The 19867-nt window shown below is 63.8% G+C and carries 15 protein-coding genes; 14 read left to right on the top strand and 1 reads right to left on the bottom strand.

Translation table 11 applies throughout. The features are described 5' to 3' along the window. Window positions 1-65: 65 nt before the first annotated feature. The 8 genes from GTP41_RS05085 to GTP41_RS05120 all read left to right on the top strand — a co-directional run bounded on the left by GTP41_RS05085 (window position 66) and on the right by GTP41_RS05120 (window position 11842). Entirely contained in the window at window positions 66-1034 is a 969-nt protein-coding gene (locus GTP41_RS05085) for a YVTN family beta-propeller repeat protein (protein ID WP_161024484.1), read from the top strand. Then, complete coding sequence (locus tag GTP41_RS05090) at window positions 1034-1852, top strand: polysaccharide deacetylase family protein (protein WP_161024485.1); 819 nt, start codon at window positions 1034-1036, stop codon at window positions 1850-1852. Before GTP41_RS05085 ends, GTP41_RS05090 begins: the two co-directional genes overlap by 1 nt. Beyond that, window positions 1849-2814 carry a sterol desaturase family protein gene (locus tag GTP41_RS05095; protein WP_161024486.1) on the top strand — a complete coding sequence of 322 codons (966 nt, stop codon included), beginning with the start codon at window positions 1849-1851 and terminating at the stop codon, window positions 2812-2814. Before GTP41_RS05090 ends, GTP41_RS05095 begins: the two co-directional genes overlap by 4 nt. Window position 2815: 1 nt before the next feature. Next, a complete protein-coding gene (locus GTP41_RS05100; RefSeq protein WP_161024487.1) occupies window positions 2816-3643 on the top strand; it encodes an EI24 domain-containing protein in 828 nt (275 codons plus the stop codon). Then, window positions 3628-4413, top strand: a complete 786-nt coding sequence (locus GTP41_RS05105) for a competence/damage-inducible protein A (RefSeq protein ID WP_161024488.1) — start codon at window positions 3628-3630, stop codon at window positions 4411-4413. The genes GTP41_RS05100 and GTP41_RS05105 overlap by 16 nt, the downstream gene beginning before the upstream one ends. 312 nt (window positions 4414-4725) lie before the next feature. Next, a complete protein-coding gene (locus GTP41_RS05110) occupies window positions 4726-7845 on the top strand; it encodes a transglycosylase domain-containing protein (RefSeq protein WP_161024489.1) in 3120 nt (1039 codons plus the stop codon). Between the two features lie 109 nt (window positions 7846-7954). Then, complete coding sequence (locus GTP41_RS05115) at window positions 7955-9250, top strand: TAXI family TRAP transporter solute-binding subunit (RefSeq protein WP_161024490.1); 1296 nt, start codon at window positions 7955-7957, stop codon at window positions 9248-9250. A 99-nt stretch (window positions 9251-9349) separates the two neighbouring features. Continuing rightward, on the top strand, window positions 9350-11842 hold the full coding sequence (locus tag GTP41_RS05120; RefSeq protein WP_161024491.1) for a TonB-dependent receptor plug domain-containing protein: 2493 nt from the start codon (window positions 9350-9352) through the stop codon (window positions 11840-11842). A 49-nt stretch (window positions 11843-11891) separates the two neighbouring features. Here GTP41_RS05120 and GTP41_RS05125 read toward each other — a convergent pair whose 3' ends face one another. Next, entirely contained in the window at window positions 11892-12353 is a 462-nt protein-coding gene (locus GTP41_RS05125) for a rhodanese-like domain-containing protein (RefSeq protein WP_161024492.1), read from the bottom strand. A 217-nt stretch (window positions 12354-12570) separates the two neighbouring features. On the opposite strand from GTP41_RS05125, the gene glnA reads away from it, so the two are divergent. The 6 genes from glnA to GTP41_RS05155 all read left to right on the top strand — a co-directional run bounded on the left by glnA (window position 12571) and on the right by GTP41_RS05155 (window position 19864). Then, window positions 12571-13986 (top strand): type I glutamate--ammonia ligase, encoded by a 1416-nt coding sequence (glnA, locus tag GTP41_RS05130; RefSeq protein WP_161024493.1) that lies wholly within the window; start codon window positions 12571-12573, stop codon window positions 13984-13986. 98 nt (window positions 13987-14084) lie between these two features. Further along, window positions 14085-14579, top strand: coding sequence for a DUF4124 domain-containing protein (locus tag GTP41_RS05135; protein ID WP_161024494.1), 495 nt, complete (start codon window positions 14085-14087; stop codon window positions 14577-14579). Continuing rightward, entirely contained in the window at window positions 14576-15667 is a 1092-nt protein-coding gene (gene glnL / locus GTP41_RS05140) for a nitrogen regulation protein NR(II) (protein WP_161024495.1), read from the top strand. Before GTP41_RS05135 ends, glnL begins: the two co-directional genes overlap by 4 nt. A 9-nt stretch (window positions 15668-15676) precedes the next feature. Beyond that, a complete protein-coding gene (gene ntrC, locus GTP41_RS05145) occupies window positions 15677-17161 on the top strand; it encodes a nitrogen regulation protein NR(I) (RefSeq protein ID WP_161024496.1) in 1485 nt (494 codons plus the stop codon). Between the two features lie 150 nt (window positions 17162-17311). After that, window positions 17312-18280: a magnesium/cobalt transporter CorA gene (gene corA, locus GTP41_RS05150; protein ID WP_161024497.1), complete on the top strand. Its 969-nt coding sequence runs from the start codon at window positions 17312-17314 to the stop codon at window positions 18278-18280. 42 nt (window positions 18281-18322) lie between these two features. Continuing rightward, entirely contained in the window at window positions 18323-19864 is a 1542-nt protein-coding gene (locus tag GTP41_RS05155) for an HD domain-containing phosphohydrolase (RefSeq protein ID WP_161024498.1), read from the top strand. Window positions 19865-19867 lie beyond the last annotated feature (3 nt).

A 19867-nucleotide genomic window follows, 5' to 3' on the forward strand; every position in this document is an offset into this window, starting at 1 on the left:
TAGTAACTGTTATCAAGAGGATTACCCTTAAAATAGTGGCTGGCTTAACAATTAAGCGAGCTTTCATGTTCCGCAGTATCCGTAGCGCAGGTGTTTTCCTTGGTTTGCTGGCTGGCTTGCAGCCGGCGCAGGCCAACGTTGTCGTTGTTTTGAATTCGCGCGATGCGACGGTCCAGTTGCTGGACCAGGCCAGCCACAAGACCTTGCAGACCTTCCCGGTCGGGAAGGAACCGCACCACCTGATGGCCACGCCCGACAACAAGTCGCTGATCGTGGCCAGCGCGGTGGGCAATGAGCTGGTATTCCTGGACCCGGTGACAGGGCAGAAGCAGCGCCACGTCAAGGACATCCTCGATCCGTACCAGATCGGCTTCTCGCCGGACCAGAAGTGGTTTGTCGCGACCTCCCTGCGATTGCACCGGATCGATATCTATGCATATAACGGCAAGGAGATGAAGCTGGCCAAGCGTGTGCCGCTGCCTAAGCTGCCTAGCCATATCGCGTTCGACGCGAAAAGCACCACCGCCTTCATTACCCAGCAGGGGAGCGACGAAATCAGCGCGATCGACCTGCGCACGCAGAATGTCCTGTGGACGCTGCCGGTCGGCAAACTGCCGGCGGGGATTACGATGACGCCGGATGACAAGCACCTGCTGGTCGGCATCATGGGTAGCGATTATGTCGAGGTGATCGACTGGCGCGCCCGCAAGAGCGTCAAGCGGATCAAGGTCGGCGCCGGCACCCACAATTTCCGCGCGCTGGGCGATGGGCGCTTTACCTATGTGTCGAACCGGGTCTCCAACACCATCAATCTCATCGACCAGAAGACGCTCGAGAACGTCGGCACGATCGATGTGCCGGGCGGCCCGGATTGCATGGAGATCACGGCCGACCGCAAATATATGTGGGCCACGCTGCGCTGGATTAAAAAGGTGGCGGTGATCGACCTGCAGCAGAAGAAGGTCGTCAAGATGATCCCGGTCGGCCGCTCGCCGCACGGCGTCTTCTTCGCCAACTCTTCGGCGCGCATGTAATGAAGGCCGCCACGCCCGCCCGCAGCGCGCTGCGCGCCGCCCGCATGCCGGCGCTGGCCGCGCTCGCGCTCACCGCCATCGGCGCCTGCGGCCACGCTGCCGCAGCCGCGCCGGGGCCTCAATGTCGCGGCACGATATACCTGACGTTCGACACCGGCAGCCAATCGCAGGCCGGCTTGATCGCGGCCGTCCTCAAGCGGCAGGGGGTGAAAGCCACCTTCTTCCTGGCCAATGAAAAGACCGTCAACGGCGATTACTCGCTCGACCCGGCGTGGGCGGGCTACTGGCGCGAACGGGCAGCGGAAGGCCACGCCTTCGGCACCCACACCTTCGACCACACCTACTACGTGCGCGACGCCGGCAACGGCAAAATCACCGTCAAACCGCAATTCGGCCCACATGCCGGCCGCCGGCAGGACTGGACCCCGCAGCAATACTGCGCCGAGCTGCAGCGCGTCGACCAGCGCTTCGCGGAAATGACTGGCCAGCGCCTCGACCCGTTCTGGCGCGCCCCCGGCGGCAAGACCAGCCCGCGCACCCTGGCAGCAGGAAAGCAATGCGGCTACCGGCACGCCGCCTGGGCCACGCCTGCCGGCTTTTCCGGCGACGAACTGCCGGTCGAACGCGCCAGCAACGCCCAGCTCCTGAAACGCGCCCTGGACGGCCTGCGCGACGGCGACATCTTCATGGCCCACATGGGCATCTGGTCGCGCAAAGACCCCTGGGCCCCCGCCAACCTCGAACCACTGATAGAAGGCCTGAAGCGGCAAGGCTACTGCTTCGCCACCCTGCGCGACCACCCGGACTACCGCCCATGATCCAATTCCTGCTCGACCTGCTGGGCCAAGCCCAGGGCTGGCTGTTCGAAAGCGCCATCCAGCCGCTGCTCTACGTTACCGGCATGGGCGATATCACCGAAGAAGCTTTTGAGGGTACCGAGTGGCTCCTGATCGGCATCGCCGAGCTGGTGCTGCTCTACCTCGTGCTGCGCCCGCTGGAAGCCGCCATCCCGGTGCACCAGTTCAGCGACCAGCGCGCGCGCTGGAACGACTTCACCTACACCGTGCTGCAGCGCATAGGCCTGGTGCCGCTGCTGCTGTTCTTCACCCTCGACCCGCTGATGGACAGTGTCGCCGGCGCCCTGCACATGGGCGGCGTGCAGCCCTTCAACCTGGAAAACCTGGTCAACGACATGCCGCCGCTGGCCAGCTTCGCCATTTACCTGGTGGTGCTGGACTTTGCCGATTACTGGTTCCACCGCGCCCAACACCAGTTCAACTGGTGGTGGGGCCTGCACAGCCTGCACCACAGCCAGCGGAACATGAACCTGTGGAGCGACGACCGCAACCACCTGCTGGACGACCTGTTGCGCGACGTGCTGATGGCCGTGCTGGCGCTGGCCATCGGCGTGCCGCCCGGCCAGTACATCCTGCTGGTTTCACTCTCCCGTATCGTGCAAAGCCTGCAACACGCCAATGTTCGTATACACTTCGGCCCCATTGGCGATCGGCTGCTGGTATCGCCCCGCTTCCACCGCATGCACCACGCCATTGGCATCGGGCATGAATCGCAAGGGCAGGGGACGCTGGGCGGTTGTAATTTCGCCGTGCTGTTCCCAATTTGGGACATTGTTTTCCGTACCGCCAATTTCACGCCGCGCTTCGAAGCCACCGGCGTGCGCGACCAGCTGGCGGGCCGCGATTACGGACGCGGTTTCTGGGCGCAGCAGTGGCTCGGCCTGAAGCGGATGTTTGAATTTATGAGAAAGAACCCGAATTAAAATGCGCGCAGTTTTCCACGCTTACGGCAGGGCCCTGCTGTCCCAGTTCCACGGCAAGATCCTGTTACTGAGCATTGTTCCTTTTATCCTCTCCGTGGCGCTGTGGGCGCTGCTGCTCTGGCTCGGCCTGCAGCCGCTGCTGGACTGGCTGCACGGCCATTTCGTCGGCTTTGAGGTTTATCGCGTCACCAGCGACTGGCTGCAATCGATCGGCCTGGGCGGGCTGCGCTCCATCGTGGTGCCGCTGTTCGCGCTGCTCCTGCTGCTGCCGATGATGATCGTCACCGCCTTGATCTTCATCGGCGTGGCCGCCATGCCCTTTATCGTGCGCCATGTCGGCGGCCGCCACTTCCCGCAGCTGGAGAAAAAGCAGGGCGGCTCCATCCTCGGCGGCGTGCTCAAGGCGCTGGGAGCCTTCGGCGTGTTCCTGCTGGCCTGGCTGTGCATCCTGCCGCTGTATATTTTCCCGCCGCTGGCCGGCCTGGCCACCGTGCTGCTGTGGGCCTGGCTGACCAGCCGCGTCATGAGTTACGACGCCCTGGCCGATTACGCCAGCCCGGAAGAACTGGCCACCTTGCAGCGCGAACACCGCTGGCAGCTGATGTCGATCGGCGTGGTGTCCGGCCTGGCCGGTTCGCTGCCGGCCCTGGTCTGGATCGGCGGCGCGGCCGCCGCGATTGCCTTCTTCCCGATCCTGCTGGCTGCCTCGATCTGGGTGTATGTCGTAATATTCATCTTCACCGGCCTGTGGTTTGAATACTATTGCCTGCAAGCCCTGGCCCAATTGCGCCATGCGCCTTTCGAGGAAAGCTTATGCCAATCGGATTGATCATCATCGGCGACGAGATCCTGTCGGGAAAACGGGTCGACCAGCACTTCCCCAAAGTGGTGCAAATGCTGGCGGCGCGCGGCTTGCAGCTGGGCTGGGCCGAATTCCTGGGCGATGACCGCGCGCGCATCACCGCCACGCTCAAACGCACCTTCGCCAGCGGCGATATCGTCTTCTCCTGCGGCGGCATCGGCGCCACGCCGGACGACCACACGCGCCAGGCGGCAGCCGCCGCGCTCGGCCTGCCGCTTGCCATGCACCCGGGCGCCAGGGACAGCATCCAGCAGCGCATCCGCCAGGTCGCGCAAGAGAAAGGCGAGGTGGCCGACCTGAATGCGCCGGACAACCTGCAGCGTTTGCAGATGGCGGAATTCCCGCAAGGCGCCGCGCTCATTCCCAACCCGTACAACAATGTCGCCGGCTTCGCGCATGGCACGCATTACTTTGTGCCCGGCTTCCCGGTCATGGCCTGGCCCATGATCGAATGGGTGCTCGACACGCACTATGCGGACCTGTTCAATCGTGAGCCGCGCGCCGAGCAATCGGTGCTAGTGTACGAAGCGGCTGAAGCGGCCCTGACGCCGCTGATGCTGGCGCTGGAAGCGGCCTGGCCGCGCATCAAGGTTTTCAGCCTGCCCAACGTGGGCGACGCGAAAACGCGGCGCCATATCGAGCTTGGCGTGAAGGGCGATCCGGCCCAATGCGACGCTGCTTTCGCCCACTTGTGCCGCGAACTTGACGCGCTGAATGTGGAGTACGCGAAGCCCTGATCCCATAGTGTGAAAAGGCTGTTAACAGCTCTTGCAACGGCGCTCATAAACGATGGGAAGCGCCGTTGTTTTTTTGCGAAAGTGTTCCGTCAAGTTTATATTTTTTGCGTCTTGCCCCATGCACGGTTCGCCGTTGTGGTGCAATGGTAATCAAGCAGAAATACTCTGCATGTATTGTCCGGTTTGAACACTATGTTAAGCAATCGTCGTTTTCGCCGGCCCCGAGTTGTCGTTCGCGTGGTGCGTAAAATGCGCGCAGGTGCGGCAGCGATTGGATATGGCGGCAGCAGGCGGCGATTGCGCTCGGTACCTATGCCTTCCCAACAAGATTACGAAACAAGCCCTAACGAACCTACCGAGCCAGCACCACCGCCACCATCGGAACCGAAGAAAGGTTCGCGTTCGCGCAATGCCCTCATTGTGCTGATCCTGGTGCTGCTGACGGTGGCCGGATTCTGGGGCTACCACGAAACCCGCACCTCCACGCTGCAGGCGCGCCTGTTCACGGACCTGGTCAGTCAGCTGACCTATAAAGTGGAACCGGGACCCAGCAAATCGATCCGCTACCCGCACGACAGCCCGTACGACGAACGCCTGGGCTACGCCAACCTGCCGGACTACCTGGACAAGCTGAAAGCGCGCGATTACGAGATCGTTTCGCAGGCGCGCTTTTCGCCCAAGATGGTGGAGCTGACCGATATGGGCATATTCGCGACCTACCGCGAGAAGACCCGCACCGGCCTGTCCATTCTGGATTGCCGCGCGCAGCCGCTGTTCACCGCCAGCTACCCGGAGCGCATCTACGCCGGCTTCGAGCAGACGCCGATGGCGCTGGTGCAAAGCCTGCTGTTCATCGAGAACCGCGAGCTGCTCGACAATAAATACCCGAAACGCAATCCGGCGGTGGAGTGGGACCGCCTGTCCAAAGCCATCCTGGAGAAGTCGATGGGCGCGGTCGGGCTGGGCAGCCACCGCGCGGCCGGCGGTTCCACCCTGGCGACGCAGATCGAGAAGTACCGCCACTCGCCGGAGGGCCGCACCGGCTCCATGAAAGACAAGCTGCAGCAGATGGTCTCGGCCACGCTGCGCGCCTACCAGCAGGGCGAGGACACCACCAAGGTGCGGCGCCAGATCGTGGTCGACTACCTGAATACCGTGCCGCTGTCGGCCAAGCCGGGCTACGGCGAGGTGAATGGCATTGGCGACGGCATGTGGGTCTGGTACGGCCGCGATTTCGATGAAGTGGCGCACCTGCTGGGCGGCAAGATGGACCAGCCGGGCAGCGCCCTGGCCTTCAAGGAAGCGCTCTCGCTGCTGATCGCGCAGCGCCGCCCCAGCTATTACCTGGGCGAAGGCGACGAAGACCTGGAAGTGCTGGCCAACAGCCACCTGCGCCTGCTGGCCGGCGCCGGCATCATCACACCGCAGTTGCGCGACGCCGCGCTGCAGGTCAAGCTGCACCCGGCCAAAGGCAACGGGCTGCAGGCCGCACCGCCCATGTCCTACGTGACCAAGAAGGCGTCCAACGCCGTGCGCGTGCACCTGGCCAACCTGCTGGGCGATAACCGCATGTACAACCTGGACCGGCTGGACCTGGCCGTGAGCAGCACGCTGGACGCGGAAACCCAGCGCGCCGTGACGGCCATGCTGCGCCAGCTGCGCGACCAGGAAACCGCCGTCAAGTCCGGCCTGACCGGCAAAGGCCTGCTGGGCAATGGCGACCCGGCCAATGTGGTGTACAGCTTCACCTTGCTGGAGCGCGGCGAGCATGCCAACTACCTGCGCGTGCAGACCGACAACTACGACCAGCCGCTGGACATCAACGAGGGCGCCAAGCTGGACCTGGGCTCCACCGCCAAGCTGCGCACCCTGGTCACCTACATGGACATCATCGACCAGCTGCACAAGAAGTACGGCCGGATGGATGCGGCGGAGCTGAAGAAGATCACGGTCGACCCGCGCGACCGCCTGACGGCCTGGGGCCTGGAATACCTGGCCATGACGCCGATGGACAAGCGCGACCTGCCGGCCATGCTGCAGGCGGCGCTGGAACGCAAGTATTCGGCCAATCCGGGCGAGGGCTTCTTCACCGGCGGCGGCCTGCATTACTTCGGTAACTTCAGCAAGGACGACGATTCCAAGATCATGTCGGTGCGCGAGGCGTTGCGCCGCTCCACCAACCTGGTATTCGTGCGCCTGATGCGCGACGTGGTCAAGTACTACTCCTTCCAGATGCCGGGTTCCTCGCAGACCTTGCTGGCCGACGTGGACGATCCGCGCCGCGCCGCCTACCTGGCGCGCTTTGCCGACAAGGAAGGCAAGGAGTTCCTGGTGCGCTTCTATGGCAAGTACAAGGGCAAGAAGACGTCCGAACTGAACGATGTGCTGCTGGATTCGATCCGCCCGACGCCGATCCGCCTGGCGACCATCCACCGCACGCTGTACCCGAACGCCACGCTGGCCGAGTTCAGCAAGTTCGTCAACGACAACCTGAAGGTGCAGAACGACGTGCCGGACGATCGCCTGGCCAAGCTGTACGAGCAGTACGCGTTCGACAAGTGGAACCTGGCCGACCGCGGCTACCTGGCCACCGTGCATCCGCTGGAACTGTGGCTGGTGGCTTACCTGCACCAGAACCAGGGCGCCACGCTGTCCGACGCGGTCGCGGCCAGCGAGAAGGAGCGCCAGGAGGTTTACCAATGGCTGTTCAAGACCCATCGCAAGCATGCGCAGGACAAGCGTATTGCCGGCCTGCTGGAGATGGAGGCCTTCATGGGCGTGCACCGCCAGTGGAAGAAGATGGGCTACCCCTTCGATTCGCTGGTGCCGTCCTACGCCACCACGCTGGGCGCCTCGGCTGACCGTCCGGCGGCGCTGGCGGAGATGATGGGCATTATCGTCAACGGCGGCGTGCGCAAGACCACGCAGCGCATCGAGTCGCTGCACTTTGGGGCGGGCACGCCGTATGAGACCACGCTGGCGCGCAATAAGTCGTCGTCCAATGAGCAGGTGCTGTCGCCGGAAGTGGCGCGCGCGCTGGGCGATGCGATCCGCGAAGTGGTGTCGGATGGTACGGCGCGGCGCGTCAAGTCAGCCTTTGTCGGTGCGGACGGGCAGGTGATTCCGGTCGGCGGCAAGACCGGCACCGGCGACCAGCGCTTTGACGTGTATGCGGCGGGCGGGCGTTTGATCGAGTCGCGCTATGTGAACCGGTCGGCCACGTTTGTGTTCAATATCGGCGAGCGCTTCTTCGGCTCGATGACGGCCTATGTGCATGGGCCGGAGTCGAAGAATTATGACTTTACCTCCGCGCTGCCGGTGCAGCTGCTGACGGTGCTGGCGCCTTCGCTGATGCCGTTGATCGAGCCCGGGCAGCAGAATGCAGCGCCGGTGGCGGCGGCGGCGCCATTGCGCGCTTGCGGCGCGCGCTGAACCCGGTAAACCTGGGCCAGACCCAAGGGTCTGGCCCGGCCAATGGCGGCCGCACTGATCGGGTCTGACCCTTGGGTCAGACCCGGGTTTGCCGGGTTAAAATGCCCCCATGAAGCTCCTCAAGTTCACCCAATTCAGCCTGCGCGACCTATTGGTCTCGGTCGCCCCCACCGTCCTCCTGATCGCCGCAGCCTGCGCACTGGCCTTCTGGATCATCGACCCCACGCCGCCGCGCGTGGTGAACCTCTCCACCGGCCAGGAAAACAGCGCCTACGAAAACATCGGCAAGCGCTACCAGCAAGCGATGGCCAAGCACGGCATCAAGGTCGTGCTCCAGCCCAGCCAGGGCTCGCAAGAAAACCTGCAGCGCCTGAACAAAGGCGACACCGACATCGCCTTCGTGCAAAGCGGCTCCACCAACGAAGCCGAAGCCGAGCGGCGCGGCCTGGTCTCCCTTGGCAGCCTGTTCACCGAACCGCTCTGGCTCTTCATGCGCGAGAAGAAAGCCGTCACCAACCTGACCAAGCTGAAAGGCCTGAAAATCAACCTCGGCCCGGAAGGCAGCGGTGCACCGCGCCTGTTCCGCCAGGTGCTGCAGGCGAACGGCGTCATGCCCGATGAATTCACCTCCAGCGCCCTGGAAAACACCCCCGCCACGGTGGAACTGCTGGAAGGCCGCATCGACGCCCTGGTCTTCGCCGCCGCCCCCGATGACCCGCTGATCCAGATGCTGCTGATGACGCCCGGGATCAAACTGTTCGACTTCACCCAGGCCGAAGCCTACGCGCGCCGCCTGCCGTTCCTGAGCCACGTGACCCTGCCGCGCGGCATCGTCGACCTGGGGCGCGACCTGCCGGCGCGCGACTACCAGCTGATCGCACCGACCGCCACCCTGGTGGCGCGCGAAGACCTGCACCCGTCCCTGGTGGATTTGTTCGTGCAGGCCGCCAGCGGCATCCACAGTGGCGCCGGCTGGTTCCAGCAGCAGGGCCAGTTCCCGTCGCCGCGCTACACCGAAATCCCGGTCGCGCACGAAGCGGCCAAGTTTTACAAGGACGGCCCGCCATTCCTGCAGCGCTATATGAGCTTCTGGCTGGCCAACCTGTTCGACCGTTTGTGGGTCGTGCTGCTGGCCGTGGGCGCCCTGGTGCTGCCGCTGTCGCGCGTGGTGCCGCCGCTGTACGTCTGGCGCATCCGCTCGCGCGTCTACCGCTGGTACGGCCAACTGCGCTTGGTGGAGCAGGGGGTGGACGAAGGCAAGCCGGCTGACGAACTGCTGCGCCGCCTGGACCAGATCGAAGAGCGCGTCAACCGCATGACCGTCCCGCTCTCGTTTGCCGACGAGTTCTACGGCCTGCGCAACCACATCGAATTCGTGCGTCAGCGCCTACGTACAAACACGTAAAAGTGTTGCGTTCGCGAGAACTTTGGTTGACAGTGATGCAGCCTTACCGGAAAGATAAGCCAAGGGAGTGAAATCGGCTTTACTTTTCGGAGAACGCATATGCATCGAACCGTACCAAGGAAGCAGCTTCTCGCAGTAACCATTGCCTCGTTGTTCGCCGCCGGCGGCAGCAGCGCCGTCTGGGCGCAGGAGGCGCCCGCCGCGGAGAATTCCGCCACCGTCGTGGTCACCGGCACGCGCGTCTCCAACCGCACGGTGCTCGACACCACCGCACCGGTGGATGTGATCAGCGCCGACGCCATCAAAAACAGCGGCGTGCCCGAAATCACACAAGCCCTGTCGGTGGCGCTGCCCTCGCTGAATTTCCCACGTCCTGGCCTGTCCGACGGCACCGACACCATCCGTCCCGCCACCTTGCGCGGCCTGGCGCCCGACCAGACCCTGGTGCTGGTCAACTCCAAACGCCGCCACACCTCGTCGCTGGTCAACCTGAACGGCACTATCGGCCGTGGCTCGGCGGCGGTGGATATGAATACCATCCCTTCCGGCATCGTGAAGACCATCGAGGTGCTGCGCGACGGCGCATCCGCGCAATACGGCTCCGACGCGATTGCCGGCGTGATCAACGTGCGCCTGCGCAATGACCGCAGCGGCGGCGAAGCCATGGTGAGCTATGGCCGGCGCGACACCGAATACGAGTTCAATCCCGGCGCGCCGCAAGCCGGCGCCACCTGGGGCACGCGCGATTCGCGTGAGCGCAAGGACGGCAACACCGCCACCTTCAGCCTGTGGAAGGGCATGGAGCTGGGCGAGAACGGTTTCCTGACGCTGGCGCTGGAGCGCAAACGGCAGGACCACACCGAGCGCTCCGGCTGGGACGTGCGCCAGCAATACCCGCTGGTGAATGGCGCGCTCGACCCGCGCGAGGCGACCATCGATCGCTTCAACGCCTGGTACGGCGAGCCGGAGCTGAAGCAGAACACCTTCTTTGCCAACGCCGGTTATGACCTGGCCGGCGGCGTCAAGCTGTACGGCTGGACCAGCTACCAGGGCCGCGACGCGCGTTCGGGCGGCTTCTTCCGCCGTGCCCTGCAGGACAACAACACGATCCAGATTTACCCGAATGGCTTCCTGCCAATCATCGCGCCGGAAGTGTCCGACTTCAGCGCCGCCTTCGGCGCCACCTGGACCGCCGGCCCGTGGGAGCTGGATGCCTCGGCCACGTATGGCCGCAATGAGATGGACTTCACCATCCAGAACACGCTGAACCGCTCGCTCGGCCCCGCGTCCAAGACCGAGTTTGATGCCGGCGGCTTCAAGTATGACCAGCTGACGTTCAACCTCTCCGGCGTGCGCCAGTTCGAGGTAGGCCTTTCCTCGCCGCTGAACCTGGCGTTGGGCGCGGAAGCGCGGCGCGAAGGCTATGCCCTGCATGCGGGCGAGCCGGATTCCTGGCGCAATGGTGGCGTGCTGCTGCCAAGCGGCTTGCCGACAGCGTCCGGTTCGCAGGTCTTCCCGGGCTTCCGCCCCAGCGATGAATCGGACGCCAGCCGCAGGGCATATTCCGTGTACGCCGATGTGGAAGCGAATGTGCTGCCGGACCTGCTGGCATCGTTCGCCGTGCGCGGCGAGCATTACTCGGACTTCGGCAACAACTGGTCGGGCAAGCTGGCCGCGCGCTACAACTTCACGCCGGCCTTTGCACTGCGCGGCTCGGTGCAGAACGGTTTCCGCGCGCCGTCGCCGCAGCAGCAGTTCTTCACCTCCACCGCGACCAATTTTGTCAGCGGCATACCGTATGACATCACCACCTTCAAGCCGAGCGACCCGGCGGCGGTGGCACTCGGCGCCAAGCCGCTCGACGCGGAGAAGTCCACCAACTTCTCGCTGGGTGCGGTCGCCAAGTTGGGCAAGGCCAGCCTGACGGTGGACGGCTTCCAGATCAAGATCCGCGACCGCATTGTGCTGTCCGAAAACCTGTTGCAGGAGAATGTGCGCAACTTCCTGACGTCGCGCGGATTTATCGGCATTGGCGGCGGGCGCTTCTTCATCAACGGGGTGGATACCACCACGCGTGGTGTGGACATCGTGGCGAACTATCCGTGGAGCGCGGGCGACGTCGGGCGGTTCGACTTTACGCTGGCGGGCAATTACACCAAGACCGAGGTGACCAAGGTGCCGGTGACGGCGCAACTGGCGGCATTGAATCCGGCGCCGCCGCTGTTTGACCGCGTGAATGTGCTGACCTTTGAGCATGGCACGCCGCAGACCAAAGTGACGGCGAGTGTGAACCATGCGTTGGGAGCGTGGAGCGGGACCTTGCGCGCGACGCGCTACGGCAAGGTGCTGCAGCCGGATGCGAACCCTGCGCGCGATCATTGGATGACGCCGAAGACGCTGGTGGATATCGAGGGGCGCTATAAGATCACCGAGCGTTTGACGGCGGCGGTGGGGGCGGAGAACTTGTTTGACCAGTATCCGGATGCGTATCCGGCGTTGTTGAACGGGACCGGCAATGCGCCGTTTTCCAATTACTCGCCGTTCGGACGTAGCGGGAGGTTTGTTTATGCGCGGTTGAATTACGCGCTCTAAACCGGTGAACCGGTGTCTGACCCGCAGGGTCGGACACCGGGTTGGCGGTTTAAGCGCCAGTCCAGGGCAGGCCTGCCTTGCACCACCCGCTCACGGTCTTGCGATGGCCGTTGGCGTCCTTATCCCCCTCAAACCCTTCCAGGATGTCATAGCACTGGCTATACCCCGCCTCGGTCGCCGCCTTGGCCGCGTGGCGCGAGCGCACGCCCGAGCGGCACAGGAACACGATCACCGTTTCCTTGCCCGGCACCGCCGCCGCCAGCTGCCCCAGGAAATCCGGATTCGGCGTGCCGCCTGGATACACACTCCACTGCACCGCCACATGCTGCTCGGCCGGCAGCGCCACCCGCCCCACCCAGTCCCGCTCCGCATTGGTCCGCACATCCACCAGCCGCACATGCGGATCGCACTTCAGGAGCTCATATGCCTCATGCGGGGTCACTGCACCGGCATAGGGCAGGGAAGTGTCGCGTTTGCGTGCATGGTCGAGGATTTCGGAACTGGAACTCATGGTTTTTCCTTTATGATGACTGCACCACAACGATGCATAAGCATTAATTGGTGCGAAAACGCACCACAGTGGTGCGATAATCGGTAAACGCACCCGCATGGTGCGATTTCCAGACGTGCTTCGTAGGGATTTTGCTGGCATGATTTCTGCTTAATGTACCATCAGCGTTTGCCGCGCCCAAGAGGCAGCGGCAGTTTTTTCACTTAGGAGATATGCAATGGCAATGACCGCCGCAGACGTTCTGAAGATGGTAGCAGATCATGAAGTCAAATTCGTGGACTTCCGTTTCGCCGATACCCGTGGTAAGGAACAGCACGTAACCGTGCCAGTTTCCCACTTCGACATGGACAAATTCGAGTCGGGCCACGCCTTCGACGGTTCCTCGATTGCCGGTTGGAAAGGCATTGAAGCTTCGGACATGATCCTGCTGCCAGACCCAGCGACTGCCAACATCGACCCATTCTTCGAAGAAACCACCCTCTTCATGCAGTGCGACGTGATCGAACCGTCGGACGGCAAGGGCTACGACCGCGACCCACGCTCCATCGCCAAGCGCGCCGAAGCCTATCTGAAATCCTCCGGCCTGGGCGACACCGCCTACTTCGGCCCAGAGCCAGAATTCTTCATCTTCGACTCCGTGAAGTGGAAGATCGACATGTCCGGCGCGATGGTCAAGATCGACTCCGACGAAGCTTCCTGGTCGACCGACAAGGACATCGACGGCGGCAACTCCGGCCACCGTCCAACCGTCAAGGGCGGCTACTTCCCAGTGCCTCCAGTCGACTCCTTCCAGGACATGCGTTCCGAAATGTGCCTGATCCTGGAATCGATGGGCATTCCGGTCGAAGTGCACCACCACGAAGTGGCTGGCGCTGGCCAGAACGAAATCGGCACCAAGTTCTCGACCCTGGTTGAGCGCGCCGACTGGACCCAGAACATGAAGTACGTGATCTGGAACGTGGCTCATTCCTACGGCAAGACCGCGACCTTCATGCCGAAGCCAGTGGTTGGCGACAACGGCTCCGGCATGCACGTGCACCAGTCGATCTGGAAAGACGGCAAGAACCTGTTCGCAGGCGACGGCTATGCCGGCCTGTCCGACTTCGCGCTGTACTACATCGGCGGCATCATCAAGCACGCCAAAGCACTGAACGCTATCACCAACCCAGGCACCAACTCGTACAAGCGCCTGGTGCCAGGCTACGAAGCGCCAGTGAAACTGGCTTACTCCGCGCGTAACCGTTCGGCTTCGATCCGTATTCCACACGTGGCCAATCCTAAAGGCCGCCGTATCGAAACCCGCTTCCCAGACCCGCTGGCCAACCCATACCTGTGCTTCGCCGCACTGATGATGGCCGGTCTGGACGGCGTGCAGAACAAGATCCACCCAGGCGAAGCAGCGTCCAAAGACCTGTACCACCTGCCGCCAGAAGAAGATGCACTGATCCCAACCGTCTGCGCATCCCTGGAAGAAGCCCTGGATCACCTGAACAAAGACCGTGAGTTCCTGACCCGCGGCGGCGTGTTCACCGATTCGATGATCGATGCCTACATCGAACTGAAGATGACCGAAGTCACCCGCATGCGCCAGACTACCCACCCGGTCGAGTTCGACATGTACTACTCCCTGTAATCGGGGGCGATTGCCGGCCTGGCCGGCAATCAGCAAGATGACGCGAGGTTGGCTGTTGCTTTCCTCGCGTTTTTTTTCGGATGTTGTATAGTCGCGGCATGAACACTCGCACTTTTGTACTGCAAGGGCTGGCGTTGCTGGCCCTGAGTGGCGCAGCGCAGGCGCAGCAAATTTACCTCTGCGTGGATGCCGAAGGCCGCAAGGAACTGACCGACACCCGCAAGGGGAAGAACTGCAAGCCGCTGGATCTGCCGGGCGCCGCCATCCCTGCGCCGTCCGCCACGCCAGGCGCGCGCCGCAGCGCTGCACCGGCCACTCCTGCCGTGGCCCCGGCCAATTTTCCGCGCGTCGACGGCGCCGAGCAGAAGGCGCGTGACGCCGACCGCCGCGCCATCCTGACCGACGAACTCAACACCGAAAGCCGTAAGCTGGCGGATTTGCGCAAGGAGTTCAACAACGGCGAGCCGGAACGCCGGGCCGACGAGCGCAATGCCGCCAAATACCAGGAACGCGTGGCTGGCCTGAAGGACAGCATCGCGCGTTCGGAACAGAATGTGGAAGCGCTCAAGCGCGAGTTAGCCAATATCAAATGACCCCAGACAGCCCTGCCAGCATCCGGCCCGCTGAACTGGCAGGGCTGGACCTGCTGGCATCGGCCGTCGTCCTCGTCGATAGCGGCGGACATATCGTCTATGTCAACGCCGCCGCCGAAAACCTGCTCGAATCCTCTTTGAAAGCGCTGGCGCGCCAGCAGCTGGCTGCCTTGTTCGCCATGCCGCAAGAGCTGGAGCACATCGTGGCCCAGGCGCGCGAACACAAGTTCTCCGACGTGCGCCAGGAGCTGGCGCTGGAACGCGCCGGGCGCGAAGCGCTGCACGTGCACATCATCGCCAGCGCCATGGACCGGCCGGACGGCGCGGTGCTGATCGAGCTGCGCGAAATCGTGCAGCAGATGAAGCAGGACCGCGAAGAGCGCCTGCTGGACCAGAGCCAGGTCAACAAGGAGCTGATCCGCAACCTGGCGCATGAAATCAAGAACCCGCTGGGCGGCATCCGTGGCGCGGCCCAGCTGCTGGAAATGGAGCTGCCGCCGCTGCACCTGACCCAGTTGCGCGAATACACCCAGGTCATCATCAAGGAAGCGGACCGCCTGCAAACCCTGGTGGACCGTCTGCTGGCGCCGCACCGCCGCCCGCACATCGTGGGCGACGTCAATATCCATGAGGTGCTGGAGCGCGTGCGCTCGCTGATCCTGGCCGAATTCCCGCTTGGGCTCACCATCCGCCGCGATTACGACGCCTCGCTGCCCGAGTTCCGGGGCGACAAGGAACAGCTGATCCAGGCCGTGCTCAACATCGCCCACAACGCCGCCCATGCCCTGGCCGCGCGCATCGAGCAGGGCGATGCCGAGATCGTTTTTCGCACCCGCGTGGCGCGCCAGATGACCTTGGCCAAGGTGCGCTATCAGCTGGCATTAGATTTGCATATCATCGATAACGGACCGGGCATCCCGTCCCAGATCCGCGACCGTATCTTCTACCCGCTGGTGTCGGGCCGGGATGGCGGCAGCGGCCTGGGTTTGACCTTGGCGCAAACCTTCGTGCAACAGCACATGGGCGTCATCGAATGCGAGAGCCGGCCCGGATTGACGGACTTTAGAATCTTATTGCCTTTGCCTTGATCGGAATACATGAAACCAATCTGGATAGTTGACGACGACGAATCGATCCGCTGGGTTCTTGAGAAAGCCTTAGCGCGTGAAAATCTCGCCACGCGCAGTTTCGCCAACGCGCGCGACGCGGTGGCCGCGCTGGAACACGAGACGCCGCAAGTGCTGGTGTCCGACATCCGCATGCCGGGCGACTCCGGCCTCGACCTGCTGCAGCTGGTCAAGCAGCGCCATCCCGGCCTGCCGGTGATTATCATCACCGCCTTCTCCGACCTCGACTCCGCCGTGGCGGCCTTCCAGGGCGGCGCCTTTGAATACCTGGCCAAGCCCTTCGATATCGACAAGGCGGTGGAGCTGATCCGCCGCGCGCTGGACGAAAGCCTGCGCGAATCGAGCATCGAATCCGGCCCCGCCGATACGCCGGAAATCCTGGGCCAGGCGCCGGCCATGCAGGAAGTCTTCCGCGCTATCGGCCGCCTGTCGCAATCGAATGTCACGGTGCTGATCACCGGCGAATCCGGCACCGGCAAGGAGCTGGTGGCGCGTGCGCTGCACAAGCACAGCCCGCGTGCGGAGCAGCCCTTCATCGCCATCAACACGGCGGCGATTCCGAAGGACTTGCTGGAGTCCGAGCTGTTCGGCCATGAACGCGGCGCCTTCACCGGCGCCCAGACCACGCGCCGTGGCCGCTTTGAGCAGGCCGAGGGCGGCACGCTGTTCATGGACGAAATCGGGGATATGCCGTTTGATTTGCAGACGCGCCTGCTGCGCGTGCTGTCGGACGGCCACTTCTACCGCGTCGGCGGCCATTCGCCGCTGAAGGCCAATGTGCGCGTGATCACGGCGACGCACCAGAACCTGGAGCAGCGTGTGCGCGATGGCTTGTTCCGTGAGGACTTGTACCACCGCCTGAACGTGATCCGCCTGCGCCTGCCCAGTTTGAGGGAGCGGCGCGAGGATATCCCCATCCTGGTGCGCCACTTCCTGGTGCAGAGCGCGCGCCAGCTGGGCGTGGAAGCCAAGCGCATGAGCGATTCCACGCTGGGCTTTTTGCAGCAGCTGGAATTGCCGGGCAATGTGCGCCAGCTGGAGAACCTGTGCAACTGGATCACGGTGATGGCGCCGGGGCAGACGGTGGAGGTGAAGGATTTGCCGCTGGAGCTGACCCAGGGGCAGGGCGCGACGCCGTCCGCCGCGCCGCTGGTGGCGGAAGGGGCGATGCCGCAGCATCATGGCACGGTGCAGCCATTGGCGCCGCCACCGCTGGCTTCTTCGCCGGAGGGGTGGCTCAGTTTGCTGGAGTTGCAGGCGGCCGGGATGCTGAGCAGCGGGCAGCAGGATGTGATGGATGTGCTGGGACGGCAGTTTGAGTCGGCGCTGATCCGCACCGCGCTCAAGTACACCCACGGGCGCAAGAATGATGCCGCGATCCGGCTCGGGATTGGGCGGAATACGATTACGCGGAAGATTGCGGAGTTGGGGATTGATGGCGCGAAGGATGATTGAAATTCGGGGTCAGGTCTGACAATCGGACGGGACGGCCGACCGGTTTTGCGGTCAGCGGCAACGAAAAAATCGACGCCCATTTCCGCAAAATGACCGATTGACAGACCTGACCCCTGCTATGCTGCTGGCTTGCAATAAAAAGGAGCCTACATGCTGATTAACTGCGTCGCCTACGTGGATGGGCGCAAGCTGGCTGATATTCCGGTGGTGGATATCAGCGATTACGTGGCGCGCGACGATGCCTTTGTCTGGGTGGCGTTGCGCGATGCGTCGCCGGGGGAGCTGAAGGTGATGCAGGAGGAGTTCGGCCTGCACGAGCTGGCGGTGGAGGATGCGGGCCGCGGCCAGCAGCGCCCCAAAATCGAGGAGTACGGCGACTCCCTCTTCATCGTGGTGAAAATGCTGGAGCTGCGCGAGGGCGAGGAGCTGCATGTGGGGGAGGTCGATATCTTCGTCGGCCCCAATTACGTGCTGTCCAACCGCTCCAATTCCACCCAGGATTTCCTCGGCGTGCGGGCGCGCGCCGAGCGCGAGCCGCACTTGCTGCAGCAGGGCGCGGGCTTTGTGCTGTATGCGCTGATGGACGCCGTGGTCGACCGCTATTTCCCCATCATCGATGCGCTGGAAATGGAGCTGGAGAAGATCGAGGAGCGCATCTTCATCCACGGCTCGCAACGTGACAATATCGAGCGCCTGTACGACCTCAAACGCAAGGTGATGCAGGTGCGCCACGCCGTGGTGCCGCTGCTGGAGGCGATCGGCAAGCTGCACGGCGGGCGCGTGCCTTCGGTTTGCCGCAATACCCAGGAGTACTTCCGCGACGTGCACGACCATTTGCTGCGCATCAGCACCGCCCTCGATACCATGCGCGAGACCATCGGCACCGCCATCCAGGTCAACCTGTCGATGGTGGCGCTGGAGGAGGGCGAGGTCAACAAGCGCCTGGCGGCCTGGGCGGCCATTTTCGCCGTGCTGACGGCGTTTGCCGGCATCTGGGGCATGAATTTCAAGCATATGCCCGAGCTGGACTGGCGTTTCGGCTACCCCGCCGCCCTGACCTTGATGGCTGTTGTTTGCGGTTCCCTGTATCGGCGCTTTAAAAAGGCGGGCTGGTTATAGCGGTATATAATTTGCAATAACCAACCTTTAATGGGGCCGGGCATGGTGGATGACGATATGTTGTTCGACGATGATGAGACGCCGGCCCCTGCCGCGTCGGCCCAGCCGTGGGAAATCCTCATTGTTGACGACGAGCAAGCTGTCCACCAGGTGACCGAACTGGTGATGTCGGATTTCGAGTTCGACGGCCGCCGCGTGCATTTTACCCACTGTTATTCCGGCACCGAAGCGCGCACCCGGCTCGCCGAACCGGGCCAGTTCGCCCTGATCCTGCTCGACGTGGTGATGGAGTCCGAGCATGCCGGCCTGGAGCTGGTGCGCTATATCCGCGAAGAGCTGGGCGACCGCAATGTGCGCATCGTGCTGCGCACCGGCCAGCCGGGCCAGGCGCCGCAGGCGGTGGTGCTGAAAACCTACGATATCAACGATTACCGGGAAAAGACCGAGCTGACGCACGCCAAGCTCAGCACCGTGTTTTATTCCAGCCTGCGCGCCTACCGCGACCTGATGCGGCTGGAGCGCGCGCGCCTGGGCTTGCGCCGCTCGGTCGACGCCATTACCCAGGTCTGCGATTCGGACAACTTGCGCCACTTTTGTTCCGCCGTGCTGGAGCAGGCCTCCGCCCTGCTGGGGCACGCGGCCGAAGGCATTTGCGCCAGCCGCCTGAGCGCCTATGCCGCCGCGCGCCAGGCGGGCCGCCTGCAGGTGCTGGCCGTGACCCCGGCCTATGCCGGCTTGCAGCTGGAGGAAAGCCTGGAGCGCTTGCCGGCGCCGGTGCGCGCCGCCTTTGTGCGCTGCATGGCGGAACGCGCCGACCATGACGGCCCGCGGTACTACGCCTGCTACTACCGCACACGGGAGGGCAACGAGAGCCTGCTCTACATGTCGTTCAGCGAGCCGGTGCCGGCGGAAGGGCGCGAGCTGCTCGGCCTGTTCGCGGCCAATGTCGCCATCACGTACGAAAAGCTGCTGGCGCGCGAGGAGGCGCAGGCGACCCACAGCGCCATCATCCATATCCTGGGCGCGGCGCTGGAAAGCCGCTCGGCCGCCGCCGGCGGCCATGTGGAACGGGTGGGGGAGATCGCCGCCATGCTGGGGCAGGCGGTCGATATGCCGGAGGGCGCCGTGCGCCAGCTGCGCCAGGCGGCGCCGCTGCACGATATCGGCCACGCCGGCATCCCGGACGCCATCCTCAACCAGCCCGGCCCGCTCGATGCCGAACAGCGAGCGCGCATGCAGGGCCATAGCGATATCGGCTGGCACATGCTGTCGCGCTCGCAGCAGCCGGTGCTCAAGCTGGCGGCGCGCATCGCCCACGAGCATCACGAGCGCTGGGACGGCGCCGGCTACCCGCAGGGCTTGCGCGGCGCCCACATCAGCCTGGCCGCGCGCATCACCGCGCTGGCGGACTTTGTCGACGCCATGGTCAGCCCGCGCTGCTATCGCCCGCCGCACACGCTGCAGCATGCCCTGGACGAAGTGCGCGAAGGCAGCGGCAGCCGTTTCGACCCGGCGCTGGCCAACCTGCTGCTGCAGAATACCGATTACCTGCACAACCTTTACCGGCGCCATCCGCCGTCATAGGAG

The organism is Pseudoduganella guangdongensis (assembly GCF_009857475.1).
Lineage (GTDB): Bacteria > Pseudomonadota > Gammaproteobacteria > Burkholderiales > Burkholderiaceae_D > Rugamonas > Rugamonas guangdongensis.

What these genes read in the sequence shown, in the direction of transcription:
- glnL (WP_161024495.1), top strand. Translation starts at nt 14,576, where the DNA reads ATGACCCCAGACAGCCCTGCCAGCATCCGGCCCGCTGAACTGGCAGGG.
- glnA (WP_161024493.1), top strand. Translation starts at nt 12,571, where the DNA reads ATGGCAATGACCGCCGCAGACGTTCTGAAGATGGTAGCAGATCATGAA.
- GTP41_RS05135 (WP_161024494.1), top strand. Translation starts at nt 14,085, where the DNA reads ATGAACACTCGCACTTTTGTACTGCAAGGGCTGGCGTTGCTGGCCCTG.
- GTP41_RS05125 (WP_161024492.1), bottom strand. Translation starts at nt 12,353, where the DNA reads ATGAGTTCCAGTTCCGAAATCCTCGACCATGCACGCAAACGCGACACT.
- GTP41_RS05105 (WP_161024488.1), top strand. Translation starts at nt 3,628, where the DNA reads ATGCCAATCGGATTGATCATCATCGGCGACGAGATCCTGTCGGGAAAA.
- GTP41_RS05115 (WP_161024490.1), top strand. Translation starts at nt 7,955, where the DNA reads ATGAAGCTCCTCAAGTTCACCCAATTCAGCCTGCGCGACCTATTGGTC.
- GTP41_RS05090 (WP_161024485.1), top strand. Translation starts at nt 1,034, where the DNA reads ATGAAGGCCGCCACGCCCGCCCGCAGCGCGCTGCGCGCCGCCCGCATG.
- GTP41_RS05120 (WP_161024491.1), top strand. Translation starts at nt 9,350, where the DNA reads ATGCATCGAACCGTACCAAGGAAGCAGCTTCTCGCAGTAACCATTGCC.
- GTP41_RS05095 (WP_161024486.1), top strand. Translation starts at nt 1,849, where the DNA reads ATGATCCAATTCCTGCTCGACCTGCTGGGCCAAGCCCAGGGCTGGCTG.
- GTP41_RS05110 (WP_161024489.1), top strand. Translation starts at nt 4,726, where the DNA reads ATGCCTTCCCAACAAGATTACGAAACAAGCCCTAACGAACCTACCGAG.
- GTP41_RS05155 (WP_161024498.1), top strand. Translation starts at nt 18,323, where the DNA reads ATGGTGGATGACGATATGTTGTTCGACGATGATGAGACGCCGGCCCCT.
- ntrC (WP_161024496.1), top strand. Translation starts at nt 15,677, where the DNA reads ATGAAACCAATCTGGATAGTTGACGACGACGAATCGATCCGCTGGGTT.
- GTP41_RS05100 (WP_161024487.1), top strand. Translation starts at nt 2,816, where the DNA reads ATGCGCGCAGTTTTCCACGCTTACGGCAGGGCCCTGCTGTCCCAGTTC.
- corA (WP_161024497.1), top strand. Translation starts at nt 17,312, where the DNA reads ATGCTGATTAACTGCGTCGCCTACGTGGATGGGCGCAAGCTGGCTGAT.
- GTP41_RS05085 (WP_161024484.1), top strand. Translation starts at nt 66, where the DNA reads ATGTTCCGCAGTATCCGTAGCGCAGGTGTTTTCCTTGGTTTGCTGGCT.